This window comes from Pseudoflavonifractor sp. 524-17, assembly GCF_009935845.1.
Taxonomy (GTDB): Bacteria; Bacillota; Clostridia; order Oscillospirales; family Oscillospiraceae; genus Pseudoflavonifractor_A.
Genome location: NZ_QWEK01000081.1, coordinates 1 through 9,055 on the forward strand (window position 1 = coordinate 1; position 9,055 = coordinate 9,055).

Here is a 9,055-nt window from a genome sequence, read left to right on the forward strand (position 1 = left end):
TGCTGCCCTTATGTATCTTTATGCTTTGCGGCCTGCCAGAACTTTTTCCTGGCAGGCCGCTTTTCGACAAGCTGAAACAGCCAGGCGTGATAAAACTTTTATCACGCCTGGCTGTTTGATAGGTTTTTAATCATTTTGGACGGAATGTAAGGGCTTGTCAATGCGGAAGGCATCCAGTGCCCGGACTACGTTTCCATGAATCAGCCTGCTGGTATGCTCTACGATGACGGCAGGATCGCCCCGCATATTGTCGCTGATCCAGTCCAGCACAATGCCGATGAAAGCGTAATCGTAAAAATAGGCAATGAAATTTTTGTCCGCCTCATTTACCGTCATTCCCGCTGATTTTTCCTCGATCACGCCCAGCAACAGGCTGTGGATCAGCGGGTTAAGGTACTGCTCCACCCGCTCCCGTCCTACGGCGCGGTATACATTCATAATGAAGGGCTTGTTTTCTCGCACCGCGTAAAAGATGTTTAGGAAGCCCTCCTGCCAGGTGTCATAGGTCTTTTTGCCTGCCAGGGCCTGAGCTGCGTCCTCCACACAGGCCCACTCCACCAGGTCGTAAATATCCTTAAAGTGATAGTAGAAGGTCATACGGCTGATCCCGCAGTCCTCCGCGATGTCGCTGATGGTGATCTTATTCAGCGGCTTTTGGAGCAGTAGCTTTTTCAGCGATGCCTCCAACGCCCGTTTTGTCATCTGTGACATAAAAGCCTCCGCATTATTGAGTCATTGGCGCTCAATATATAAATAGGTATCAGGTTCTCTTGTGTCGTTTCAGGCGTTTCGTTTACTGTTTTATAACATTCTGGAATTAGCTTTATCCTTTAAGTCAAAGCAAATCTGGCCCTTTTATACTTGTATCTTGCCCTGTCAACCACAAATCTTTATTTATTGTAAGCAAAGTATAGCATCCATTGGGACAACATTCAACCCTAATTGATAGGCGCTCATCGCAGGGAAAACATATACTTGGCGCTGGCTTGTTGATGCTGGCTGCTTCCGTTTGAAAAAGCCAGATAACTAAAACAAGAAGCCGGTTTGTAAAGGTGTACTTTTACAAACCGGCTTCTTCTCTTGCCTACACCCATATAATCGGCCCCTTATTCGGGAAATTAAGTGGTTCTGAGAAAATTTTTTGCGGGGCAATTTTTAGTTTGTAAAAGTACAATTTTGCAAAGTCTCAAAAAAGGAGGGGGCGGTATGGCGGGGGGACAGACACGGGGCCTTACAGCGGGAAAAGCAGTCCAGTTCACCACCATCAAAGCCCGGCTCTGTCCCACACAGGCCCAGGCGGAGCTGTTTGAAAAGACCTTCGGCTGCTGCCGTTACATCTGGAACCGGATGCTGGCCGACCAGCAGCGGTTTTACATTGAAACAGATAAGCATTTCATCCCTACTCCCGCCAAATACAAGAACGAGGCTCCCTTTCTCCGCGAGGTAGACAATCAGGCGCTGATTCAGGAACACAACAAGCTCTCTCAGGCGTTTCGCGTGTTCTTCAAAAATCCTGAGTGCTTTGGTCCGCCCAAATTCAAAAAGAAGAAAACTGATAAGGATTCCTTCACCGCCTGCAATCACAAATTTGAGTCCGGCCCCACCATCTATATTACCAAGGACGGTATCCGTATGACCAAGGCGGGGATTGTAAAAGCCAAGTTTCCCCGCCGCCCTCGAAACGGCTGGAAACTCAAGCGTATCACTGTGGAGAAGACCAAGAGCGGAAAATATTACTGCTATATTCTCTATGGGTACGAGGTGAAAACCCCAGAGGCAGTTGCGCCAGCCCCTGAAACCACGTTGGGCCTGAAATACTCCATGGGGCATTTCTATGTGGCGGACAACGGCGAGACGGCTGATCCCCCCCACTGGCTGAGGCAGTCCTATGAAAAGATAGTTAAAATTCAGCGGCAGCTTAACCGGATGCAGCCTGGGTCAAAAAATTATCTGGATACGGTTCAGAAATACCGAGCGCTTCATGAGCACATTGCCAACCAGCGCAAGGACTTCATTCACAAGCAGTCCAGCCGGATAGCCAACGGCTGGGACGCCGTGTGCGTGAGGGACGACTCCATGCGGGATGTTTCTCAAAAAAAGATTTTGCCTGGGAATGCGTTGGACTCTGGGTTTGGAATGTTCCGGGAGTGCCTGCGGTATAAGCTGGCGCGGCAGGGCAAGACGCTGATTGTGGTGGACCGTGCAGCCCTCACCACGAGAACCTGTTCGGCCTGCGGGTTCGTCCGAAACGACAGGCCCCATCAAAAGGGGGCTTGGGCCTGCCCCAAGTGCGGCGCAAGACAGGATCGGGAGGTCAACGCCGCAAAGAACATCAAGGCCATGGGCCTTGACCAATATTTTAATCAGGAAGCGGCGCGCAAAAGCGCGTGAATTAAAGTTCTTTTTGCATCCTTTTTCTTTCAAGAAAAAGGATGTGCCGGCTGGGGCGCCGGTGAAAGCCCATGGTTCCGGCTGGGAGCGTTGAGTGAAGCGTAATTGCGGTGCAATCCCGTTTCACTCAGCGTTTCCCAAAAGCCGTTGAGTGGGAAACGAGAGGGCGCCTTTTCTTTGAGATCGTGCCTGAAGCTCACAGGGTACCCAAGCGAAGCCCGGCGCAAGCGGTAAACGGGCGTGCAGCGGATTCCGCCCTGACGAGCGTCCAAAACATTATGACTATGAAATTATGATGAAAATCAGCCAAAAGGATGAGGCTGAGACAAGGCTTTTAGCGGTGAAAGGAGTCCGTTCATGCTGTCATTGCAGTTTAAAGATGGAGAGTACCTGACCATCGGCGAGGATCTTGTCATTCAGGTATTCTGCAATTCTACCATTCGCTTATCGGTGCAGGCCCCGAAAGAAATGACCGTCCTGCGGGGCGAGGTGCTGGAACGGAACGGCAAAGCGCGTCCGGCCTGCCTGTACAATATGCCGCCCGAAAAAAAGAGAAAAGCCGGAAGGATAAAAACGGCTGAACGGGTTGAATAAAAAATACCCGCTCAATGCGCGGAAGAACGGAGTTTTGAACCGCGAAAAAAGGAAGGAGCTGTGATTATGCTTTGCCTGGGATTGAATCAGGGGGAGTATTTGACCATCGGCAGCGACGTGGTAATTCAGCTGGACCGGATTACCGGCGACCGCTGCAAGCTGGTGATTAAGGCCCCCCGAGAGATTCCCATTGTACGTGGAGCGGTCCTGGAACGGCATGGTGCGGAGCGCCCGGACTGCGTGTTCGATCCCCCCCGCTATCACAAGCGGGAGATTCCGTGGGATCGGAGCAAGGCGCAGGCCCTTGCTGCCATGCGTGCACTGCTGCGTCAGATGGACGGCAGGGACGACGATGTGAAAGCCCTGCGGCGGCAGCTGAACCATATGTTTCCCGTTGAAGCAAAGCAGGCCACCCAGGCTTCATCCGGCTGACGAGCCGGTTGAACGATAGTTCCGTACCGGTCAGGCCGGACGCTGTGCGCACAGCGGATTGCCGGACGGTACTCCGCCCAGCGTTGGTGTAAGGACGCACCGGCGCACCGGATTAACCTCAGCAATCATTTTATTTATAGGAGGACTATAAAATGAGGATCCAACACAACATCATGGCGATGTCCGCATACCGCAACTACACCAACAATGTAGCGGCAATGAAGAAGAACCTGGAGAAGCTGTCTTCCGGCTACAAGATCAACCGCGCCGGCGATGACGCCGCCGGCCTGGCCATTTCCGAGAAGATGCGCGCCCAGATCACCGGCCTGGAGACCGCCCAGAAGAACGCCAAGGACGGCATCTCTTTGGTGCAGACCGCCGAGGGCGCCCTGACTGAGGTCCATGACATGCTCAACCGTATGGTGGAGCTGGCCACCCAGTCCGCCAACGGCACTTATGACAACACCACCGACCGCGCCCAGATGCAGAAGGAAGTCGACCAGCTGCTCAGCGAGATCAACCGCATCGCCGACTCCTCCAACTTCAACGGCATCAACCTGCTGGACGGCTCCCTGGGCCTGAATAAGGACGCTTTCAGCTTCTCCGATGCTGCGGCTGTGGAGGCCAGCACAGGTGCCATTGCTGGCTCTGATCTGGCTCTGAACAACGCTAACCTGCACACCGAGGTGAGCGGCGTCGCCACTCAGACTGCTCCCGGTTTCACCATTGACCTTGGTAGCCTCGCGCTGAAAGCAACTGCTGCTGGCACCGCGAAGATCAACGTTCTGGGCAAGGATTTTGATATTGCACTGACCGCCACTGGCGGTGACGGCGCCGGCAACTACTCTGCCTCCGACCTGGCTACCGCCCTGAAAACCGCGCTCCAGAGCGATACCAACGCTGTGCAGACCGCCGGCGGCACCCACAATGGTGCTGATACTACCAAGAATGACGGCTTCAAGATCGGGGACATGGTGTTTACCGTTGGTGGCAACAACGCGGAGATTACGTTCACTTATGCCGGACGGTTTGACGGTGGCACCTTTAAGGCTGCCGCAGCTGATACCGACGGGTTCACCCAGGCACAGGCTGATGCTATTAATACCGCCATGGGCCAGGGCGTTAAGGTTTCCAACGCTGGCGGCGCGGTTCAGACCGGCGACGTGATCCATGATACCACTAAGGTGGAGTACGCCATCGCCAAGAGCCCCAGTACCATGGCCGGTGTGGACATCAAACTGACTGCCGATCTGGTGAAGCAGGGCAATACCCTGACCATCGACGGCACCACGTATATGTTCCAGACCGAAGCCACTGCGCCGACTGCCAGCAATGGCGAAACCATCATTGATGTCAGCAAGGGCAAGACTGATGAGGAACGCATCCACATGGCTGTCGACCTCCTGTCTAAGCAGACCGCGATTACTGGCCAGACCGACGGGACCGCTAACGGCCGTACCTGGAAGATCTCCTCTGCGGGCGGTGATACCATCCACATTGACCAGACTGCCGGCACCACCGATACCACCAAGGCCCTCAAGACTTATGACGATGTGGCCTCTGTGATTTCCGGTCAGGCCGCCGCCACTGCCGCCAAGAACGTCGGCACCAAGATCGCCGTCACCGACGACAAGGTCGTAGAGGGCAACACCCTGACCATCGACGGCAAGCGGTACGAGTTCACCGATGACAAGGATAAGCTGGCCCAGACCGGCGGCGACATCACCTACGTGGCCATTAAGGGCGGCGCTGGCAAGAACCTGGCCGCCGCCATCAGCGGTTCCGAGTACGACGAGGGCACCAACACCGTCACCGTCCGCGCTGCCACGGCCAAAGACAAGGCTCCCGTGGTGCTGGGCAAGGGCCTGACCCTCCAGATCGGCGACACCGCCGACAGCTACAATCAGCTGAACGTGGCCGTGCAGGATATGCACGCCGCTTCCCTGGGCATCAAGGATCTGAAGATCAACACCGAGGAACTGGCCCAGGCCGCCACCGACAAGATCAAGGCCGCCATCAACATGGTGTCCGATGTCCGCGGTACTCTGGGCGCCACCCAGAACCGCCTGGACCACACCATCAACAACCTGTCCGTCATGACGGAGAACATCCAGGACGCCGAGTCCACCATCCGCGACGTGGACGTGGCCGAGGAAATGATGGCCTACACCAAGAACAACATCCTGATCCAGTCTGCCCAGGCTATGCTGGCCCAGGCCAACCAGGTGCCCCAGGGCGTACTCCAGCTCTTGCAGTAAGTGGCTGGACATTCTTGGTAAAATCGTATAGCCCTAACACTAGGGGCGGGCTTCGGCCCGCCCCTTTGCTTTTTAACCGGATCTTGGAGAAATCTTCCGGCAGACGGAAGCTTTCTCCAATGCTGCGGAAAGCAGTTTTTTACGATGCATGCGATTGAAATTGCGCGCCGCATGGCAGCCTTGGGACAAACAGAAGACGCCGTTAAAGCATATAACCTTGCGATAAACACGGAACTGGGATCTGCGGAAAAGATGGAGGCTGCGGCATACAATCTCCAGCATGGCGGAGATTATCGTGTGTCTTACACCTGCTTTCAGGCGCTTTATCATGATGGATTTCACACAGAGGATGTTTTGGCCCTGATGGAAGCGTTTTTTTATACGCCAAATGTAAGCCTGATGAAAGATCGCTATGAGCGCAACTGTAAACGCTTGGAGAAATATCCCTATCTATTTCGACGTGACTTCCCCCCGTTTGATAAGCTGCCGATCCGTTTTTTCCCTATGATGACCATAACGGATACATTCCATTTTATGTGGGTGAAAGGCGATTCGGGGAATTCGTTAATGTTCGGGATCAAGTGGTAAGCCGCAACTTTTTTAAAGACCTGGACAATCCAATTTTCGCCCGAGATGTCTTTTCACAATATGAGCTGGAATATCTCAACGACAATGTACGCCGGAGCGAGGATGTGGGCCGCGAGAACCATTATCTATCTCCATTATACAGACTTATACAGACTGGAGCATTTTTTGCGCCTGGATGCAGGTGCTGAATGTGAAGCCGCTGGTGGAGCGCGAAAAGGTCGTTTTCCTGATTGAAGATGAGCAACGCCAATATCCCATCGACTTCAAGGAGCGCTTTGGCATAGATTATAGCCAGTTCTCTGTCCAGCCTGTGGCCCTGAGCGAGTATAACCGGCTTATTTGGCACACTCAGCTTTCCAGCCACAACGGCGGCGACTTTTTCAACGAGATTTTCGACGCTCACCCCAATCTGGTGGCTCTGCCCTCCGTCATGCTGTCAAATACATATGAAACCATTGAAAAGCAAAAGGAACATTTCAAAAAGGCAGGGGGCTTACAGGACGCACTCAAGCTGTTTCCGAGCTGGAACCCCCATATTGTGGCGGAGCTTTACAGTATGCGGAACCCCAGCGATAAGGACTATTTCGTTGCGGCATTCTTAAACCAGCAATTCGGAACAACATTTACAGACAAAGCATCTCGGATTGTGCCCGCGTTGTTTTTCCAGCCCCACTTCTCCAATATCGTTTATGAAATTCATGTGGATCAGGCCGGCAGGGCGGTACTTCATTCAGAGGAGTATGACCTACTGTTCAGAGGACGGAAAACAGGATCCAACGCAAGCGGTGCTGGGTATAGAAAATGTGGTCGGCTTTGATGCTTCCACTGTATACCGTACATATGACGATTTTGTCAACGACAGCGAGCGGAAGTATATTGAATATTTTATGCGGGATTTATATGTGTACTATGGGTACAACTTTCACTATTATAGCGGCGAAGAAATGAACTCAGAACAGATTCGTACGTTGATTGATGATTTTACGACACTGGATATCTATGTACGCAAAGCATGGGAAAATATGTATGAGGATGCAAAAATATTGATAAACGGAGAAACGGTCCCGGAGGAGGAGGCACAGCGGGTTCGCAAGAAAATGCTGGATGACAGACTGAAAGATTATCACAATAACCGAGTGGAAGTTACAGACATTTTGATACGAAAGGGTTTACGCTTCGTCAACAAACACGGCCAGCCTCTGCGCATGATGCGTAAGCTGGAACTTGACCCCGTGCTGCTGGAGCAGCCGCTGTACCGCTGAGGAGGGATCCGATGAGCGAAAAAGGAACCGTCTATTTTTTCACCGGTCTGTCCGGGGAAGGCAAGACCACCCTTGGCGGTATGTTTTTCCGGCGGCTCAAGGCAAGAAAGCCGAATGCAGTTTTGCTGGACGGTGATCAGATTCGTCCCGTTTTCTGCGAGGATATCGGATACACCGACGAAAGCCGGCTGAAAGGCGCTCAACGAGCTTTTCGCCTATGCAGGATGCTTGCGGAGCAAGGAATTGATGTGGTGATTTGCAGCATCTCCATGTATAGCTCTGTGCGCACATGGGGCCGTGAAAACATAGAGAATTATCGCGCAATCTACATCAAATTCAAGCGGGAAACGCTGTTGCGGCGCAACCAAAAAGGGTTATATACCTCTGGTAAAAATGTCGTTGGAGTGGATCTTCCCTTTGATGAGCCACAGTTTTCGGATATGGTAATTGAAAACGATGGATTGGAGCTGCCAGGGGATATTGTAATGCGTATAGAAAAAAAGTTCGGGGCAAGGTGAGAGAAAATGAACGTTGTTGCTTTATTGGCCGGAGGAACTGGGCAAAGACTTGGCGCTGCTGTCCCCAAGCAGTTTGTAAAGGTTTTTGGCAAACCTTTAATGGTATATGCGCTTGAGATATACGAAAAATCACCTTTGATTGACGCCATCGAGGTTGTCTGTATTCCGGAATATATGGAGGAAGTCCGGCAGTATGTACACGAGTACCATATAACCAAGCTAAAATGGGTGGTTCCGGGCGGAGACAGCTGCCAAGACTCTACACGCAACGGCATCTTCGGCCTGGAGGGGATTTGTGCAGACAATGACATGCTGATATTTAATATGAGTACAAGTGTTTTTGTCAGCGAGGAAATCATTGCGGATTCCCTAAAAGTATGCCGCGAGCGCGGGAATGCTTTTGCAGCGATGCAGTGCATCTATAATAACGCAGAAACTTTCGATGGAATAAGCGCCAAGAATATTCATTCCAAAGAAACCCACCGGACACTCAATCTTCCATGGACAGCACCATTCAAAACCTTTGACGTATTATACCGAAAAGCCTACGCCAGGGGGATTGAAACATCTGCGGCATCCTATGCGCCGACACTGTTTCTGGCTATGGGAGAAACGCTCTATTTATCCAAAAATACCGCAAAAAATAAAATTCATGTATCCACCCAAGACGATCTGGATATTATCACAGCTTGTCTGGATTTTGAACGAAAGAAAAAGTTGTACCATCCATGTTTGACCCCGTGCTGGCCTGTGCGTGAAGTCCCTGCATCACAGTGTTTTCGGGCTTTTCATGTGAAAGGCTGTGCGGTGTTGTGTGAGGACTAAAGGGAAAAAATAAGGGAAAAAGAGAACGCCCATAAGTCCCATTCAAGCGGGTCTTGTGGGCGTCTTGATTTTGTCAATATTAGTTGACACATTTTCCACAAGGATTTTGTATCCTAGGCAGTCTCTTTCTTTTTCAGGGAATTATAGTATTGCTGTCGTTTGACCATCGGAGGAAGTCCTCCATTGG

10 protein-coding genes are annotated in these 9,055 nt (G+C 51.9%); 9 read left to right on the forward strand and 1 reads right to left on the reverse strand.

Going from position 1 to position 9,055, the window contains the following annotated elements; translation table 11 throughout:
- Positions 1–126: 126 nt before the first annotated feature.
- Positions 127–711 (reverse strand): TetR/AcrR family transcriptional regulator, encoded by a 585-nt coding sequence (locus D1159_RS17905; RefSeq protein WP_161846967.1) that lies wholly within the window; start codon positions 709–711, stop codon positions 127–129.
- Positions 712–1,206: 495 nt separating this feature from the next.
- Here D1159_RS17905 and D1159_RS17910 point away from each other — a divergent pair, with 495 nt between their 5' ends.
- The 9 genes from D1159_RS17910 (at position 1,207) to D1159_RS17945 (ending at position 8,868) form a co-directional block, all read left to right on the forward strand.
- Positions 1,207–2,391 carry an RNA-guided endonuclease TnpB family protein gene (locus D1159_RS17910; protein ID WP_161846968.1) on the forward strand — a complete coding sequence of 395 codons (1,185 nt, stop codon included), beginning with the start codon at positions 1,207–1,209 and terminating at the stop codon, positions 2,389–2,391.
- A gap of 357 nt (positions 2,392–2,748) precedes the next feature.
- Complete coding sequence (locus D1159_RS17915) at positions 2,749–2,985, forward strand: carbon storage regulator (protein ID WP_161846969.1); 237 nt, start codon at positions 2,749–2,751, stop codon at positions 2,983–2,985.
- Between the two features lie 66 nt (positions 2,986–3,051).
- Positions 3,052–3,417: a carbon storage regulator gene (locus D1159_RS17920; protein WP_161846970.1), complete on the forward strand. Its 366-nt coding sequence runs from the start codon at positions 3,052–3,054 to the stop codon at positions 3,415–3,417.
- A 152-nt stretch (positions 3,418–3,569) separates the two neighbouring features.
- Positions 3,570–5,675: a flagellin gene (locus tag D1159_RS19855; protein ID WP_243152380.1), complete on the forward strand. Its 2,106-nt coding sequence runs from the start codon at positions 3,570–3,572 to the stop codon at positions 5,673–5,675.
- A 144-nt stretch (positions 5,676–5,819) separates the two neighbouring features.
- The gene (locus tag D1159_RS19860; protein WP_243152381.1) at positions 5,820–6,263 is read left to right on the forward strand and encodes a hypothetical protein; all 444 of its coding nucleotides are present in this window, start codon (positions 5,820–5,822) and stop codon (positions 6,261–6,263) included.
- Positions 6,264–6,453: 190 nt separating this feature from the next.
- A complete protein-coding gene (locus D1159_RS19865) occupies positions 6,454–7,080 on the forward strand; it encodes a hypothetical protein (protein ID WP_243152382.1) in 627 nt (208 codons plus the stop codon).
- A complete protein-coding gene (locus D1159_RS19870; protein WP_243152383.1) occupies positions 7,049–7,525 on the forward strand; it encodes a hypothetical protein in 477 nt (158 codons plus the stop codon). The genes D1159_RS19865 and D1159_RS19870 overlap by 32 nt, the downstream gene beginning before the upstream one ends.
- An 11-nt stretch (positions 7,526–7,536) precedes the next feature.
- Positions 7,537–8,043, forward strand: coding sequence for an adenylyl-sulfate kinase (locus tag D1159_RS17940; RefSeq protein WP_161846971.1), 507 nt, complete (start codon positions 7,537–7,539; stop codon positions 8,041–8,043).
- Between the two features lie 6 nt (positions 8,044–8,049).
- Positions 8,050–8,868 carry a 2-C-methyl-D-erythritol 4-phosphate cytidylyltransferase gene (locus tag D1159_RS17945; protein ID WP_161846972.1) on the forward strand — a complete coding sequence of 273 codons (819 nt, stop codon included), beginning with the start codon at positions 8,050–8,052 and terminating at the stop codon, positions 8,866–8,868.
- Positions 8,869–9,055: the final 187 nt, after the last annotated feature.

Excerpts from the sequence above, each read along its gene's own strand:
- D1159_RS17910 (WP_161846968.1), top strand. The coding sequence starts at position 1,207 with ATGGCGGGGGGACAGACACGGGGCCTTACAGCGGGAAAAGCAGTCCAG.
- D1159_RS17905 (WP_161846967.1), bottom strand. The coding sequence starts at position 711 with ATGTCACAGATGACAAAACGGGCGTTGGAGGCATCGCTGAAAAAGCTA.
- D1159_RS19855 (WP_243152380.1), top strand. The coding sequence starts at position 3,570 with ATGAGGATCCAACACAACATCATGGCGATGTCCGCATACCGCAACTAC.
- D1159_RS17920 (WP_161846970.1), top strand. The coding sequence starts at position 3,052 with ATGCTTTGCCTGGGATTGAATCAGGGGGAGTATTTGACCATCGGCAGC.
- D1159_RS17940 (WP_161846971.1), top strand. The coding sequence starts at position 7,537 with ATGAGCGAAAAAGGAACCGTCTATTTTTTCACCGGTCTGTCCGGGGAA.
- D1159_RS19860 (WP_243152381.1), top strand. The coding sequence starts at position 5,820 with ATGCATGCGATTGAAATTGCGCGCCGCATGGCAGCCTTGGGACAAACA.
- D1159_RS17945 (WP_161846972.1), top strand. The coding sequence starts at position 8,050 with ATGAACGTTGTTGCTTTATTGGCCGGAGGAACTGGGCAAAGACTTGGC.
- D1159_RS17915 (WP_161846969.1), top strand. The coding sequence starts at position 2,749 with ATGCTGTCATTGCAGTTTAAAGATGGAGAGTACCTGACCATCGGCGAG.